General features: G+C 31.1%; 13 protein-coding genes. 6 read left to right on the top strand and 7 right to left on the bottom strand.

All coding sequences use genetic code 11. The features are described from left to right. Positions 1-126: 126 nt before the first annotated feature. Entirely contained in the window at positions 127-699 is a 573-nt protein-coding gene (locus ACEW8E_RS09480) for a COP23 domain-containing protein (protein WP_373480093.1), read from the bottom strand. A 151-nt stretch (positions 700-850) separates the two neighbouring features. After that, on the bottom strand, positions 851-2,506 hold the full coding sequence (locus ACEW8E_RS09475; RefSeq protein ID WP_373480092.1) for a hypothetical protein: 1,656 nt from the start codon (positions 2,504-2,506) through the stop codon (positions 851-853). Between the two features lie 88 nt (positions 2,507-2,594). On the opposite strand from ACEW8E_RS09475, the gene ACEW8E_RS09470 reads away from it, so the two are divergent. From ACEW8E_RS09470 to ACEW8E_RS09460, 3 genes are all read left to right on the top strand, one after another. Then, positions 2,595-3,707 (top strand): transporter substrate-binding domain-containing protein, encoded by a 1,113-nt coding sequence (locus tag ACEW8E_RS09470; RefSeq protein ID WP_373480091.1) that lies wholly within the window; start codon positions 2,595-2,597, stop codon positions 3,705-3,707. 108 nt (positions 3,708-3,815) lie between these two features. Further along, positions 3,816-4,595 carry a pentapeptide repeat-containing protein gene (locus ACEW8E_RS09465; RefSeq protein WP_373480090.1) on the top strand — a complete coding sequence of 260 codons (780 nt, stop codon included), beginning with the start codon at positions 3,816-3,818 and terminating at the stop codon, positions 4,593-4,595. A gap of 89 nt (positions 4,596-4,684) precedes the next feature. Continuing rightward, a complete protein-coding gene (locus ACEW8E_RS09460) occupies positions 4,685-4,939 on the top strand; it encodes a DUF3146 family protein (RefSeq protein WP_373480089.1) in 255 nt (84 codons plus the stop codon). Positions 4,940-4,958: 19 nt separating this feature from the next. Here ACEW8E_RS09460 and prmA read toward each other — a convergent pair whose 3' ends face one another. Next, the gene (gene prmA, locus ACEW8E_RS09455; protein ID WP_373480088.1) at positions 4,959-5,846 is read right to left on the bottom strand and encodes a 50S ribosomal protein L11 methyltransferase; all 888 of its coding nucleotides are present in this window, start codon (positions 5,844-5,846) and stop codon (positions 4,959-4,961) included. A 337-nt stretch (positions 5,847-6,183) separates the two neighbouring features. Continuing rightward, a complete protein-coding gene (gene serA / locus ACEW8E_RS09450; RefSeq protein WP_373480087.1) occupies positions 6,184-7,764 on the bottom strand; it encodes a phosphoglycerate dehydrogenase in 1,581 nt (526 codons plus the stop codon). Between the two features lie 202 nt (positions 7,765-7,966). Here serA and ACEW8E_RS09445 point away from each other — a divergent pair, with 202 nt between their 5' ends. Beyond that, a complete protein-coding gene (locus ACEW8E_RS09445) occupies positions 7,967-9,163 on the top strand; it encodes a tetratricopeptide repeat protein (RefSeq protein WP_373480086.1) in 1,197 nt (398 codons plus the stop codon). Between the two features lie 116 nt (positions 9,164-9,279). On the opposite strand, the gene ftsH3 is transcribed toward ACEW8E_RS09445, so the two are convergent. The 3 genes from ftsH3 to ACEW8E_RS09430 form a co-directional block, all read right to left on the bottom strand. Beyond that, the gene (gene ftsH3, locus ACEW8E_RS09440) at positions 9,280-11,127 is read right to left on the bottom strand and encodes an ATP-dependent zinc metalloprotease FtsH3 (RefSeq protein WP_373480085.1); all 1,848 of its coding nucleotides are present in this window, start codon (positions 11,125-11,127) and stop codon (positions 9,280-9,282) included. 591 nt (positions 11,128-11,718) lie between these two features. After that, entirely contained in the window at positions 11,719-11,910 is a 192-nt protein-coding gene (locus tag ACEW8E_RS09435; protein WP_373480084.1) for a DUF2949 domain-containing protein, read from the bottom strand. 441 nt (positions 11,911-12,351) lie between these two features. Next, positions 12,352-12,885 carry a DUF192 domain-containing protein gene (locus ACEW8E_RS09430; RefSeq protein ID WP_373480083.1) on the bottom strand — a complete coding sequence of 178 codons (534 nt, stop codon included), beginning with the start codon at positions 12,883-12,885 and terminating at the stop codon, positions 12,352-12,354. Positions 12,886-13,192: 307 nt separating this feature from the next. Between ACEW8E_RS09430 and pntA the strand changes: the two genes are divergently transcribed. Beyond that, a complete protein-coding gene (gene pntA / locus ACEW8E_RS09425) occupies positions 13,193-14,758 on the top strand; it encodes a Re/Si-specific NAD(P)(+) transhydrogenase subunit alpha (protein WP_373480100.1) in 1,566 nt (521 codons plus the stop codon). A gap of 78 nt (positions 14,759-14,836) precedes the next feature. Continuing rightward, entirely contained in the window at positions 14,837-15,187 is a 351-nt protein-coding gene (locus tag ACEW8E_RS09420) for a nucleotidyltransferase family protein (RefSeq protein ID WP_373480082.1), read from the top strand. Positions 15,188-15,296 lie beyond the last annotated feature (109 nt).

Here is a 15,296-nt window from a genome sequence, read left to right as displayed (position 1 = left end):
ACTGGATCTATTTTTTGACACCAGCGATTAAAACATGGTGGCATTGATGAAGATGTTGTTTCTTTCATTTTGACCTAAAAACGTTATAATACAAAAATTATAACCTAATTTCTTTTATCGTTTTGTTTAAGTACCGTTAATAATATTAGGAGTATTTTCTTCCGTCATAATTTCCATAGTTTGTGCTTGATTTAAAAATTCTTCCATAGGAAAAACATAATTACCATCATTTCTTACCACTGGTTTTCCTCCGACTTGTGCTGCATTATTAAAAAGAGTTTTTAGCACTTCACTGGGATTATCATCGGATTGTAAAGTAATTAGTAAACCATTTTTAGTACAAGTATAACCTTGTCCGGGGGTTTTTTGACCAACACAAATAGCAGGATATTTTTTGTCAATTAATCCAGTGGTTACATATCTAAGACTACCACTATCAGAAAATTTTTGAAATCTTGCTGTTACTTCTTGACATCTTTTCTGTGGTGTCCAACCTGAATTTCTAAAAAAGTCACTTTGCCATACAATTAATTGTAATCTTCCCCTAGAAGTATCTACTACAGTTGTGGGAATTCCTTTATTATTAATACATTTATAGCTATTTTTGGCTTTTTGGGCAAAGCTATTTTCCGTAGTAAAAACACTGGTTAAAGTTAAACAACTAATTAACATTAAATTTATTCGTTTATTTATCATCATTATTGTCCTTTCAATGTTCCATAAAACTTAGTTTTAATTTTACTGGGTTTTTTAATATACTTTCTATTTTTATTTTAGTTTATTTTTGTTTTACACTACTAACTTTAAAAAATTTAATCTCAAATATCTTTAACTTTTGATAAACTGTTTACTATTGAGGACATAAAGGACCCGGACACAAAATTATGACAGGATTTTCTTCTGTTTGATTTGTCCATTTTTGTGCCAAATCAAGAGATTCTTTTTTTCTTGGACTACTTTGAGGAATTTTTTGTAATTTCTCTAACGCTAAAGGCAAATTATTTTGATTCTCATAGAGATCTTTAGCTTCTTCAATTATTTTAATTGACCAATCATCAATATATTTTAATGATTTTTGATAATCTTTGGAGTCTGGTGTTATTTTAACAGCAATGGCGATCGCTTGACTAAAATTATTTTTAGATGCTTCAATTTCCGCTAATCCTAACCAACATTTACCTAAAAATTCTTCAGTAATTTTATTAGAAATAGATAAAGATTGCACATCATTAGAATTAATTAAAGTGATACAATCATCGTATTTTTTATTAGTATGATATTCTTTTAAAGAAGTAATGATATTATTAATATGACGAGTAGATAAATAATTTTTAAGAAAAGCAGTAGAACTAATTAAAATTAAAGTAACAAATAAACTAATAATCATATTTTTAGGAGTTTTAATATGAGTAAATATATTAAAAGCTAAATTTTGTTTTAAGATAGTATTTTCGATGGTATTTTGTAAATTATTTTTAGGTATATTAGAAGAAGATTTTAAATTATTAAGAATTTCTGTGGCAGTAAATTTATTATTTTCTAATTTCTCATCAACTTTTAAATTGATTTCTGTGTCAAAAATAAAATTGGGTGAATCATTGGATATGGAGGAATTAATATTTGTTTGATGTTGATTTTTAGTATCTTCAAAATTACTATAATCAGGTATAATAATTTCTGTAGGCATATATTGATTATTACTATTAAACTCAGGAAAAAATAAATTAATATCCGTTAAAACATCATTAATATTTTGATAACGTTTAGTTGATTCTTGAATAATCATTTTATTAAGAATTAAGACTAATTTTTCATTGAGATTCACTTTATTTTCCCAAATAATTTTTCCATTGTCATCTTCTTCTAATTCAAAAATAACTTTACCTATAATCATACTAATTATGACCATTCCTAAACTATAAATATCACTAGAAGGAAAAGATTTTCCTCTGATTTTTTCTAAAGGTAAATAAAGTTTATCTTCTACCATTACTGTCATCATTAAATTAGACTCATCATTAAAATAAATATCTAAATCAGTAATTAATAATTCTTCTGAATTTGACGATAATTGAACAATATTTTTAAGGTTAATATTTTGATGAATATAATTATAATTATGTAAAATATTTAAGCTATTTAATAGTACTTTTAAGTTTTTTATTGCCTCAGATTCTAACCAAATTTTATCGTCATCTATTAATTCTTTTAGGCTAATACTTTGAATAAAATCTTCAACTAAAATAATTTCATTTTCTAAAAAAATAACATCTTGTAAATTAGGGAAAAAATGATAATTATTCTTTTGACAAAAGTCATGAATATCTTGACGACATTTAATAAAAGTATGAATTAAGTTTGAAGTAAAAGAATTTAAAACATATTGCCTAACAATACATTGCTGATGATTATTTTTAATATTTTCTGTTAAATAAACTTTTTTATCCTGAAAATTAGCGAGGGTTTCAATAACTTTATATTGAGAATTAATTAAAATATTATTCATAGGTTAAAATTCTTAAATTTTATTGGTAATAATGAAATATTTAGTATAATAGTAAAAAAAATACTTAAGATTCATTCTATAGAAAATAATGATATTTAGAAAAATATTGAGTAAATATAAAATAATAAATAAAATCTTATTAGTAAAAATTATTCTGTTTTATTGTATATTCGGAACAATAAATAGTGTATCATCTCAAGAAAAATCTAACTATGTTAGAGTAGCGACGAAATCTTTTCCTCCTTTTGCTTTTGAAGAAAATGGACAATATGTCGGTTTTAGTCTTGATTTATGGAGTGAAATTGCCAAAGAATTAAATATAGAATATGAAATTTACGGAGAAGAAAGTATTATTAATTTACTAAAATCTGTGAGTGAAGATAACACAGATATTGGGGTAGCAGGAATTACTATTACTTCTGAAAGAGAACAAAAAGTTGATTTTTCTTATCCTTTTTTTGAGTCTGGATTACAAATTTTAGTCTCCACAAAAAATATTTCTCCTTTGCAAACTTTCTTTAGTTTAGTTTTTTCACCTATTCTTTGGAGTGCAATTTTATTCTTATTAATTATGATTATTTTTGCTGCACATTTAATGTGGTATTTAGAGCGAAAAAAAAATTCAGAAATGTTCCCCGAAAAATATTTAGAAGGAATTTGGGAGGCTTTTTGGTGGGCGGTGGTGACAGTTGTAACCGTAGGCTATGGAGATAAAACCCCAAAAGGTGTAGCAGGAAGAATTTTAGCTACAATATGGATGTTTACGGGTGTTGTCTTAATCTCTTATTTTACGGCTTCTGTGACTTCAGCTTTGACAATTCAAGGATTAGGTAATAACATCAATGATTTTCAAGACTTAAAAGGCAAACCCATTGGTACTGTAAAAGAAACCACTGCGGCTACTTTTTTAAGCAATACTCCTAATTATGTAATTGAGTACAATACCATTGAAGAGGCTTATGTAGCTTTAGAAGAGGGCAAAATTAACGCTATTATTTATGATTCTCCCGTATTACGCTATTATGCCCAAGGAAAAGGTTCAGGTAGTGTTAAGGTAGTAGGTTCTGTTTTTGAACCTCAAAGTTACGGTATTGCCCTGAAACAAAATAGTCAATACCGAGAATCTATTAATCAAGCAATTCTCAAACTCAAGGAAAATGGTACTTATACTCAAATATATCAAAAATGGTTTGGTAAATAAATTACAAAAAGTATTTTGCTAAGTTACGATTCCTCTAAATCAAACTAATTAATTTTGTTGGTCTGTTATGATTAATAAATAAATTTTCATGGTTGTTAATAAATTTTTATGAATAAATTTACGATTATTCTTCCTCTTTTATTCACCAGTTTAATACTATGTAATGAGGTAAAAGCTGAAAATAATAGTCACTTAAGTCAATTACTAAAGACAAAACAATGTGAAAATTGCGATTTAAGTGATGCTGGTTTAGTGATGAGTAATTTACAAGGTGCAAATTTGCGAGGTGCGAATTTAGTGGGTGCGAATTTAAGTCGTGCTAATTTGACAGGTGCTGACTTACGCAATGCAAATTTAAGCGGTGCTTCTTTTTATGGTGCGAATCTTTCAGGGGCGAATCTTTCAGGGGCGATTGTCAACAATAGTGACTTTAGGAATGCTTATGTACAAGGAGTAATCATAAACAATACAGACATAACTAACGCTCATATACAAGGAGTAGTAGGACTCCCCGCTACTGCTGGTAGTGCGGAACAATTTTACGCTTGGGGAGTCTCGGAAGATAAAAAAGGAAATTATCAAACCGCAGCGAAATATTATTCTCAAGCTATTGAAATGAATCCAGATTTAGCTCAAGCCTATTTAAGTAGAGGGATTATCAAATCTCGTTATGGGCAAACAAATCCAGCGATTAAGGATGGCGAAAAAGCCGAAGAATTATTTAAAGCTCAAAATAACGATGATGGTTATATTCTTTCAACTCGCTTTGTACAATTAGTTAAAGCTAGTACCGATGCAGAGGAAAATAAGGGTAATCAAGGAAATCCTACTTTTGTTAATATTATTAATTCCGTTGCTCCTTTAGTATTAAAATTATTTATACCCTAAATTCTTGAAATATCTTCAAAAATTGTGGGCAATGCCACCCTACTCATTTGAGATATATTTTTCCTCCCTTTCATTTATTTGTTACATCAATGTCATTACCACAAACTATTGCAAACGTAACTATTATCGGTCAATGTTGGAATACTGGAGAAATTAAAGGAAAAGTTAATGCTGGTGATTATGAATGGTGTTTTCAGTGGCATTTTCGTCAAGGAAAATTATCTGTAAAACCAACTTTAGGGCGTAGCTTAATTCAAGAGTCTTTATGTCGTTTTTTAGAAAGATATGATTATCAATTGGAAGTAGGAGGAGATTATCAATTTTGTTTGAGGGCAAAACTTTAAGACTATTTACCCTAACTTGTTATTTACTACGTCGAGCATTTAAACAACACCATTCTCCCCTTTTCCATAAAGCGGCTATAGTCCAACCATTTTTTTCTAAAATAGTGGCAATTTCAATGGATTGATCTACTAAAATACCACTTAAAATAACCCAACCGTCTGGTTTGATAATTTCTGGCATATCTGGAATCATGGTTTTAATTACCTCTGCTAAAATATTGCAGACAATGCCATCAAATTTTAAGTTTGGCACTAATTTCAGTAATTCAATACTACCGTCAAATATTTCTATATTATCAACGGCGTTTAACTCCATGTTTTCTTTGGTTGCTCTTGTAGCTAAAGGATCAATATCTGTCGCAAATACTTGTTTTGCCCCTAAAAATCTCGCTCCTATGGACAAAATACCAGATCCACAGCCAATATCCGCTATTATTAACTCTTTTTCTGGTTCGCCTAACCTCATTTCTAATGATTCTAAACACAGTTGCGTTGTAGCATGAACTCCCGTACCAAAAGCAGAGCCCGGATCTAAACGGATTACAATTCTGTCTAATACTTCGGGTACTTCAATCCACGCTGGATAAATACAAAAGCGATCGCCAATTTCCATAGGTTGCCAGTGATCTTTCCAGCTACTAGCCCAATCTTCATCGTCAATAAGTTTCCATGTAATAGTTAAACTTTCTTGATTTGTTAAGATACAATCTTGTTCAAACCAGAGTGAAAGAGCTGCAAGATCAATAGTTTCTTTCGTAATAGCAGGTATATAGGCTTTAATAAACCAAGTGTTATCTTCCTTTGCTAATGCTGTACCTTGACAGCCAAACTCTTGTAAACGCCAAAATATAGTATCTTCTAATTCTGGAATATGATTAATTTTTATTTCCCACCAAGGAGTTGTCATAAGTAATGGGTAATGAATAATGGGTAATGAGTAATGAGTAATGAGTAAAGATAATTTCTCATTCCTAATTAGGGTTGCGCATGGGAATCAGAAACCTATAAGTATAGAGAATTTGTACATACTACATCAACAAAAAAGTGCGCAGTTTTGAAAACTTTTATTTAAAAAGCTGACTCTTTTATCCTGTTATCTCAACAGTAACAAAGGTAATTAACTTACTTGAATTATAAAGTAAGTATGTTATGTGTATCACTGAATCAGACTTAATATCTAGATTTTTGATTCACTATTCACTATTCACTATTCACTATTCACTATTCATTATTCATTACTATTATTAAAGGCTTACAGTATAAGCATCGGTAACTCCAGAAACTTTAATGATTTCGGCTAAAATACCTTCAGGTAAAGGATCATCAATGGTTAATACCATGACAGCATCACCACGAACAATTTTACGACCCACTTGCATACTAGCAATATTTACATTAAAACTACCTAACAAAGAGCCTATTCTGCCAATAATACCCGGCATATCTCTATGTAAAGTAAACAGCATATAGTTATTAGGCAAAACGTTAACAGGAAAATCATTTAAGTTAGTAATACGAATTTCACCATCATTAAGTAACGCACCTCGAACCGAATGAGTGCCTTTTGTACCCGTAGCTTCTAAATAGATAGAATTACTATAGTCTTTGATTGTAGCATCTCGACTGTCAATCACATGAATGCCTCTTTCTTTTGCTTCAATGGCGGCATTAACATAATTAACTCTTTCTCTTAAAGCGTTAGAGAGTAAACCTTTAATCGCCCCAACCACTAAGGGTTGACTATTATTATCAGCTAAATCACCTTGTAACTTGACCGTAAAACTTTCGATTCTATCCCCTGCTAATTGTCCCACTAAATTACCTAAAGTTTCCGCAAGACGCATATAAGGACGGAGTTTTTCCATCACATCGGGGTTTAATCCGGGGATGTTAACGGCACTACGAGCAGGTAATCCTAAAATTACATCTCTAATTTGTTCTGCTACATCAATGGCAACATTAACTTGAGCTTCCGCCGTAGAAGCACCTAAATGAGGAGTTAAAATAACATTACTACCTAACTCTCTTAACCTAGATTCTCCTAAAGGTTCAGAGGCAAATACATCTAAAGCAGCCCCTGCAATTTGTCCATTAACTAATGCCTCATAGAGAGCATCTTCATCAATAATACCGCCACGAGAACAGTTAATAATGCGGGTACTAGGCTTCATTTTGGCTAAAGCAGTAGCATTAATGAGGTTAGTGGTTTCTTTGGTTTTGGGTACATGAAGAGTAATATAGTCAGATTCAGTAAAAATAGTGTCTAAATCTGCTAAAGTACAACCTAATTGATTCGCTCTTTCTTGGGATATAAAAGGATCATAAGCTAAAATTTTCATACCCATGGCTTTTGCTGCTTTAGCAACATGAGAGCCAATTTTTCCTAAACCAACGACACCTAAAGTTTTTTTGTAAACTTCTGTACCCATGAAATTTTTACGATCCCATTTTTTCGCTTTTACCGATTCGTTAGCATCTGGAATATGACGAGAAAGAGAAAGCATCATTGCTAAAGCGTGTTCGGCTGCAGCTATGGTATTTCCTTCAGGGGAATTAACTACGACAATACCTTTACGAGTAGCACTAGGTACATCTACGTTATCAACCCCCACCCCAGCACGGCCAATAATTTTCAATTGATTAGCAGCTTCAATTACTTCTTGTGTTACCTGAGTACCAGAACGAATCATTAAAGCATCGTATTCACCAATAATTCCAGCTAACTCAGAGGGAGATAATCCTGTTTTTATATCTACTTGAGCCACTTGAGAAAGAATTTTAATTCCTGCTTCATCTACGGAGTCTGATACTAAAACTTTTGCCATCTTAATTAAATATATGATTTACCTTATCTTTTGCGATAATTTTATTTAATGGTTATACATCGCAATAGTTATCTTATCATTATTATTCCCTTGTATTTATAAAACTGACTTTTCGTTCACGTTAAAATACTTAAGTCTAATCAGATTTTTCTGAATGTTATTGAACATAAAGGGTTTATCGTCAACAATAGCTTATAATTTTATGAATTTATTTACTAACAAAATTGTCAATAATTGTTTTTTTTCTCTGTTATTAATAATTAGTTTTCCACCGCAAATAACTTTTGCTCAAATTCCTGAAAAAATCAATCCTCTTTTAGTTAATTTTGAAGATGAATTATTACCTAAAATAAATCGAGATTTAACAAAATTAGAAAGAAAAAGAATCCAAGAAAAAATAACGGAATTAGATACTTTAGCCGATAGTGAATTATTAGCTGGTAATGTTGATTTAGCTTTTGGTTTATGGTATCGAGCCATTAATTTAAGTAGAGCTTTAGGAGTAGATTCTGAAGTGAAAATGATTAGTAAAGTTGGTAAAATTGCTTGGGAAAAAAGTCGCAATGAAGATATTACTTTTTTAACAGAAAGACTATTAATTGTTGAGGCTGAATCTACGAATAATAATGAGATAAATTCTGAGCTTTTACCATTATTTATAGATGCCTATGAAGGATTACATAATTTAGATAAATCTATTACTATCAATCAAAAAAATTTAGAATTAGCTCGTTTAAATAATGAGCCTGATAAAATAAAAATCAGTTTAGATAAACTAGGACAATTCTATTTTGCTAAGTTTGATTATTATCGTGCTCAACCGATTTATGAAGAGTTATTAACTATAGCCAGAATCAATCAAGACTATTTAGCAGAAGGAATTTATTTACGAAAATTAGCAGAAATTAATAGTGCAATTATTCAACCAGAAAATGCCCTTAAATATAAACAAGAATTAGCCCAAAGTTATCTCAAAAATCAAAATTTATTAGCTTTATCTATTTTAAAAATTGCCATCGGTGATGATTATAAAACTTTGAAAAAACCTGAAGAAGCAACAAAATCTTATCAAGAAGCCTTTAATATGGCATGGGAGTTAAAACAATACGCCGTAGCAGGAGATTCTTTACAAAAATTAGCGAAACTATATCAAGAATATGAGCAATTAGATTCAGCTTTGGCTATTTATCAAGAATTAATTAAAGTGCAACAACTTTCTTATAATCTTTATGGTTTAATGAATAGTTATGATTCTATGGGTATAATTTATCGTCAAAAACAAGATTCTTCTTCAGCTATTAAATCTTTTCAAAAAGCCTTAGAAATTTCTCGTAATCTTAAATATAAAGAGGACTATTTTTTAGGTAAAATTAATGAAGTTATAACCCCAGAAAATTAGTTTATATAATAGTAATAAATATGTAAATTTTCAAAATTAGTAAAAAAAAGTCCCCAAAATTGGGGATTTAGGGACATATTTAATGAAAACGAGCTGCTAGAATTAGCATCAGTATTTTATGCAATAGCTGCCATTTTGATTTCACTATTGTTAAGAATATCTTGTAACTCATCAGCGTCAACGGTTTCTTTTTCAATCAACATATCAGCTAACTTATCCAAAATTGTACGATTTTCTACTAATACTTGTTTCGCTCTTTGATATGCTTGATCTACTAATTTTTTCACTTCATCATCAATAGCCGAAGCGGTAGAATCAGAAAAATCTCGATCTGATGCTATATCACGTCCCATAAATACGTTACCATTTTGACGACCTAATGCTACAGGACCAAGGCGATCGCTCATGCCGAAACGGGTAATCATTTGACGGGCGACTCTTGCTACTTGTTGTAAATCGTTAGATGCACCAGTAGTTACTTCTTCTTCACCGAAGATGATTTCTTCAGCGATACGTCCGCCTAAAGCTACAGCCATCTGATTTTGTAAGTAAGAACGAGAATACAAACCAGATTCCATGCGATCTTCACTAGGAGTAAACCAAGTTAAGCCTCCTGCTCTTCCACGGGGGATAATACTGATTTTTTGAACAGGATCATAGTCTGGCATCAAAGCACCTACTAAAGCGTGTCCTGCTTCATGATAAGCTACTAATTCTTTGCGTTTTTGGCTCATGACCCGATTTTTCTTCTCAGGACCAGCTAAAATACGATCAATTGCGTCGTTAATTTCGTCCATAGAAATTTCAGTTAAGTTACGACGAGCGGCTAAAATAGCGGCTTCATTGAGAAGGTTAGATAAATCTGCACCAGTGAATCCGGGAGTACGACGGGCAATTTTTTCTAATTCCACATCAGCACCTAAAGTTTTACCACGGGCATGGACATTAAGAATTTCAGCACGGCCGGCAAAATCAGGGCGATCTACTACTACTTGGCGATCAAAACGTCCGGGACGTAATAAAGCCGAATCAAGGACATCAGGGCGGTTAGTAGCAGCGACGATAATAATACCAGTGTTACCTTCAAAACCATCCATTTCTGTTAATAATTGGTTGAGGGTTTGTTCCCGTTCATCGTTACCACCGCCTAAACCTGCACCCCGTTGACGACCTACTGCGTCGATTTCATCGATAAATACGATACAAGGGGCGTTTTGTTTAGCTTGTTCAAATAAATCACGAACACGAGAAGCACCAACACCAACAAACATTTCTACAAATTCTGAACCAGAAATGCTGAAAAAAGGAACACCTGCTTCCCCTGCAACGGCTTTGGCTAAAAGGGTTTTACCAGTACCCGGAGGTCCTACTAATAACACACCTTTGGGAATTTTTGCACCAATGGCAGTAAAACGTTCACCATTTTTGAGAAAGTCAACAACTTCAGTTAATTCTAATTTTGCTTGTTCAATTCCTGCTACATCCCCGAAAGTAACTTGAGTTTGAGGTTCCATTTGTACTCTAGCTTTAGATTTACCAAAATTCATCGCTTGAGAGCCAGGGCCGCTAGAAGCACGACGGAGTAAGAAAAACAATCCGACTAACAATAAAATGGGGAAAAATAAACTACTTAAGGCTCTAAACCAGAAACTTTCTTCGCTCTGAGGTAAAACAGAAATATCTACGTTGTTATTGGATAAAATATCAATTAATTGAGGATCATTGGGCAAGTTAACTAAGTATCTTTGTCCATCTCTAGCTGTTGCTACTGCTACGGTACGATCTGCACTCAAATTAACTCTTTCAACTTTATTTCCTTGAATTTCGTCAATAAACTGACTATATTTCCAGCTTAGTTGATTTGTTTGAGGGCGATCTAAAAACACCGTACCTAAAGCAACCACAACTACAGCTAAAATTGCATAGAGTCCGACATTACGCCATTTTTTATTATTCTTACTCACAAGTGGATAGTCTCCTAATATATTTAAGATTATTTTATCAGTTACTCTTATTAATCTGAGTTTTGAACTTTTTTTACTATTGTTAAATTCTATGTTAACTTATGTTAAGAATTTTTAGGTTAATTTCTCAGAATTACTTAGTATTAGTCATTAAGGGCAGAAAGTAATTAATTTTTTGATCTATAGTTACTAACGTTACTGGACAATTTTTCTTTTATTATCAATCATATTCCTGTTATTTCAAGATTCCTAACTAAACTATTAATGAGGATTTTTGCCTTCCTAGGGAAATTAACTGATTATTTTCTTCCGACTCACAATTAAGATTTGTATATAAATTTGTCGAATTGATTAAGTATAAAGCTGAGATTTTGGAGCAGAACAAAAATACTTAGAGTCTTTATTTCATCGATAAAGTTTAGAAAGTCAATTTTAGCACAGTTAAAATCGTTGATTTTTCCTTTAAACTCTGAGTAATTTCATAAACTAAAGATATTGTTCACTACTGCTATTTTTCATAAAAAAAGTAACTTATTTTTATTTATTTGATATTGATAAAAATTATCTTAAAAAACAATAATAAACTATGTTTTAATAGGTTTCTAACCAATCATAAATTCTGTCCAATTGTTCTAAGTTTATCAGTCCATATTGCCATAATACCATAGGAATTAAACCTAAATTTTGATCTACAGAACGTTGAGCAATAGCTATGGAATCTTGCGGTAGATTGATTTCTTCTTGCAAAAATTTTATAAAACGATGATAAGTTACACTAGGCATAAAATTAATTTTTAATTTAAAAATGTTGTTTAAAAAGTTTTTAAAATTGATAATAAAATGAGACTTAAATTTGAGATAATTATAAAAAAAGAGATATAAATATGACAATTTTTCTTTCCCTAATTTATAGTTATGAGAAAATTTTTCCTAAAAATACATATAATAAATGTATCTATTTTTACTAATGTAATATTGTATTTGATACGATAAGTAAATATATAATAGATTTTTCGTGCTGTTTTTTATAACGTAAATTTATCTTACTTATATATAATTAACAGTTCACTTATGCTTTTATTGCATCGGAATTTATTGATAAATCTTAACAAGTTGCAAAATTAGTTTTTCCTTGAACAGATTATTGCAATTCAAATAGCTTTTTTCTTTTATTATTTAGATAGAATATTATAACCCTGTTCATTAAAATTTGGTTAATTAATTTTAATTATTTTTTTTACTCTCTAATATTTCGAGTTTTATGCGATCGCCAACTTTGATATTTAGTTCATTTGCTCTACCACTAGCTAACTCAATAACTTGATCAATTGGTACATTAGAATTATAGAGTTGACAAGGTTCAACTTTACATGGTGGGGCGGTAGTAATATGTTTAACTACGTTTTCAGAAATAAAAATCATGTCAAGGGGAATAGAGACATTTTTCATCCAAAAACTAACGGTTTGAGGGGGATTGAAAGGAAATAACATTCCACGATTAGGAGGAATTACATCTCTATACATTAAACCAATGCTTTGTTGCTCAGGAGTTTCAGCGATTTCTAAGTCAATTTCTTGATCATCAATTATTAATTTAGCACCTATGGGAAGATTTTGGGCAAGAGAAGTATTATCAATGGGAGTAATTTCTGAGGAGATATTTTCATCATTACTAGAAACAGAAGAGGGTTGAAAACCACAACTAAGGAGAAGAAAACTAACGGTGATAATGAGAGGATATTTTTTAAATAATTTCATGATTTAAACTATGACCAAGATTAAGTAAAAAGTAAAGATAACATAAAATTAATGAATAAACAGATTTAAAATTTTTTTAAGGAATTTTTTAATAATTATCATGATGAGGAAAAATTAAGAATAATTTAAGATTTTGGTTAAATGCTATAGCTGGTTTTTAAAGTAAATAACTAGAAATAAGTAAAGAATTGTAAAAAATAAAAGCTCAATTAGTAAAAGAAGTTTAAATTAAGCACCAAAATTTTATAATCATTTTACGATGACAAAAATAAGAGTAAAAATAAAAGAATTTACCAATCAAAGAATTATGACAGATGATAAAACAATTGATTCTCAAAAAATAGCTTTAAAAATAGGTATTCCTAGAGAAATTTATCCTCAGGAATGTCGAGTTTCTGCTACTCCAGACACAGCGACTAAATTACAAAAACTTGGTTTTGCCGTCTTAGTTGAGACGAATGCAGGAGAAAAAGCCAGTTTTAGTGATCTTTCTTATAAAGAAATTGGGTGTAAAATTATTGATAATAGAGAACAATTGTGGCAGGAAGCGGATATTATCTTAAAAGTGCGTCCCCCTCAAAAAGAAGAAGTAAACTTATTAGATAATAATAAAACTTTAATTAGCTTTATTTATCCTGCTCAAAATCCTGAATTATTAACAGAATTATCACAGAAAAAAGCAACGGTATTCGCTATGGATGCTGTGCCTAGAATTAGTCGGGCACAAAAATTAGATGCTTTATCCAGTATGGCAAATATCGCAGGTTATCGGGCTGTAATTGAAGCTGCTAATAACTTTGGTAGATTTTTTACAGGGCAAATTACCACCGCAGGAAAAGTGCCTCCAGCAAAAGTAATGGTAATTGGTGCAGGAGTAGCAGGATTATCAGCCATTGGCACTGCCAAAAGTTTAGGTGCTATAGTAAGGGCATTTGATACTAGACTGGTAGTAAAAGAGCAAATTGAGAGTTTAGGGGGTGAATTTTTAGAGTTAGAATTTGCTGAAGATGGCTCAGGAGAGGGCGGTTATGCTAAAACTATGAGTAAAGAATTTATCGATGCGGAAATGGCTTTATTTGCCCAACAAGCCCAAGAAGTCGATATTATTATCACTACTGCCTTAATTCCGGGTAAACCTGCCCCCAAACTCATCACCGAAGCAATGGTGCGTAGTATGCGTCAAGGTAGTGTTATTGTTGACTTAGCCGCCGAGCAAGGTGGTAACTGTGAGGTTACAAAACCTAACGAAATTTATCAATATAACGGAGTGACAATTATCGGCTTAACGGATTTACCTAGTCGCATGGCAAGTCAATCTAGTCAGCTTTACGGCACAAATTTATGGCATTTACTTAAGGATATGGGAGGTAATGATAATTACACTGTTAATCTTGAGGATGAAGTAATTAGAGGTGCATTAGTAACTTATGAAGGAGATGTGACTTTTCCTCCGCCAAAAATTGCTCAACCTTCCGCTACCGTTAAAGCAGAGGCAAAAATCGTTACTTCTGAGAGTAAGAAAGAGAAGAAAAGCAATAGCGGTTTATTATGGGCAATTTTAGCTGTTTTAGCTTTAATTGGTATCGGTATTGGCGCACCTGAATCTTTCTTGTCTCACTTTACTGTCTTTATTCTTGCAGTTTTTGTCGGTTGGCAAGTTATCTGGAATGTTTCCCCAGCTTTACATACGCCGTTAATGAGTGTAACTAACGCTATCAGTGGCATTATTATCATTGGTGGTATGTTGCAGATTTCTGGTGAATCAGGTTCAGCTACAAGTATATTAGGTGCGATCGCAATTTTAGTCGGCACAATTAATATTTCAGGTGGTTTTCTCGTTACTCAAAGAATGCTTAAAATGTTTAGAAAATAAGCTAATAATTGGACAATTAACAATTAATATTTAAGTTAAATATTTTAAAATGTAATTGAAATAAAATAATTTTTATTAATGATAACTAATTATAAATTAGAGAATCTCAAACAAAAAATTGACAGTAGTTTAGAAATATCTGAAGATATAATAATTAAATTTTGTCAACGGTTTAAAATTCAACAATTAGCTGTTTTTGGTTCAATTTTAAGAGATGATTTTAATGTTGATAGTGACATTGATTTTTTGATTACTTTATCATCAGATGTTAAGTTAAATTTGACTTTTTTTCAGTTGATGGAAACAGATTTAAAAAACTTAGTTAATCGAGATATAGATATAATTTTTAAGGATAATTTAAAGAGAAGTAGTAATTGGATTAGAAAAAAAGAAATCTTAACCACCGCAGAGGTAATTTATGAAGCGTGATTTAGTTTCCGTTTTAGATGCCTTAATTTTTTGTAAACGGATTGTTGAATTTACTAAATATAATGTGTTAGCTTGAAATAAGCTGATTAAACCAAAAAGAGATATTCCT

This window comes from Geminocystis sp. (assembly GCF_041753295.1).
In the GTDB taxonomy this organism is placed as follows: domain Bacteria; phylum Cyanobacteriota; class Cyanobacteriia; order Cyanobacteriales; family Cyanobacteriaceae; genus Geminocystis.
The sequence above is the reverse complement of the archived record's forward strand: the minus strand, read 5'-3'. Positions and strand labels throughout refer to the sequence as shown.

Bases quoted from the DNA above. Each gene is read 5' to 3' on its own strand.
- ACEW8E_RS09480 (WP_373480093.1), bottom strand. From the start codon at position 699: ATGATGATAAATAAACGAATAAATTTAATGTTAATTAGTTGTTTAACT.
- ACEW8E_RS09475 (WP_373480092.1), bottom strand. From the start codon at position 2,506: ATGAATAATATTTTAATTAATTCTCAATATAAAGTTATTGAAACCCTC.
- ACEW8E_RS09470 (WP_373480091.1), top strand. From the start codon at position 2,595: ATGATATTTAGAAAAATATTGAGTAAATATAAAATAATAAATAAAATC.
- ACEW8E_RS09465 (WP_373480090.1), top strand. From the start codon at position 3,816: ATGAATAAATTTACGATTATTCTTCCTCTTTTATTCACCAGTTTAATA.
- ACEW8E_RS09460 (WP_373480089.1), top strand. From the start codon at position 4,685: ATGTCATTACCACAAACTATTGCAAACGTAACTATTATCGGTCAATGT.
- prmA (WP_373480088.1), bottom strand. From the start codon at position 5,846: ATGACAACTCCTTGGTGGGAAATAAAAATTAATCATATTCCAGAATTA.
- serA (WP_373480087.1), bottom strand. From the start codon at position 7,764: ATGGCAAAAGTTTTAGTATCAGACTCCGTAGATGAAGCAGGAATTAAA.
- ACEW8E_RS09445 (WP_373480086.1), top strand. From the start codon at position 7,967: ATGAATTTATTTACTAACAAAATTGTCAATAATTGTTTTTTTTCTCTG.
- ACEW8E_RS09435 (WP_373480084.1), bottom strand. From the start codon at position 11,910: ATGCCTAGTGTAACTTATCATCGTTTTATAAAATTTTTGCAAGAAGAA.
- ACEW8E_RS09430 (WP_373480083.1), bottom strand. From the start codon at position 12,885: ATGAAATTATTTAAAAAATATCCTCTCATTATCACCGTTAGTTTTCTT.
- pntA (WP_373480100.1), top strand. From the start codon at position 13,193: ATGACAGATGATAAAACAATTGATTCTCAAAAAATAGCTTTAAAAATA.
- ACEW8E_RS09420 (WP_373480082.1), top strand. From the start codon at position 14,837: ATGATAACTAATTATAAATTAGAGAATCTCAAACAAAAAATTGACAGT.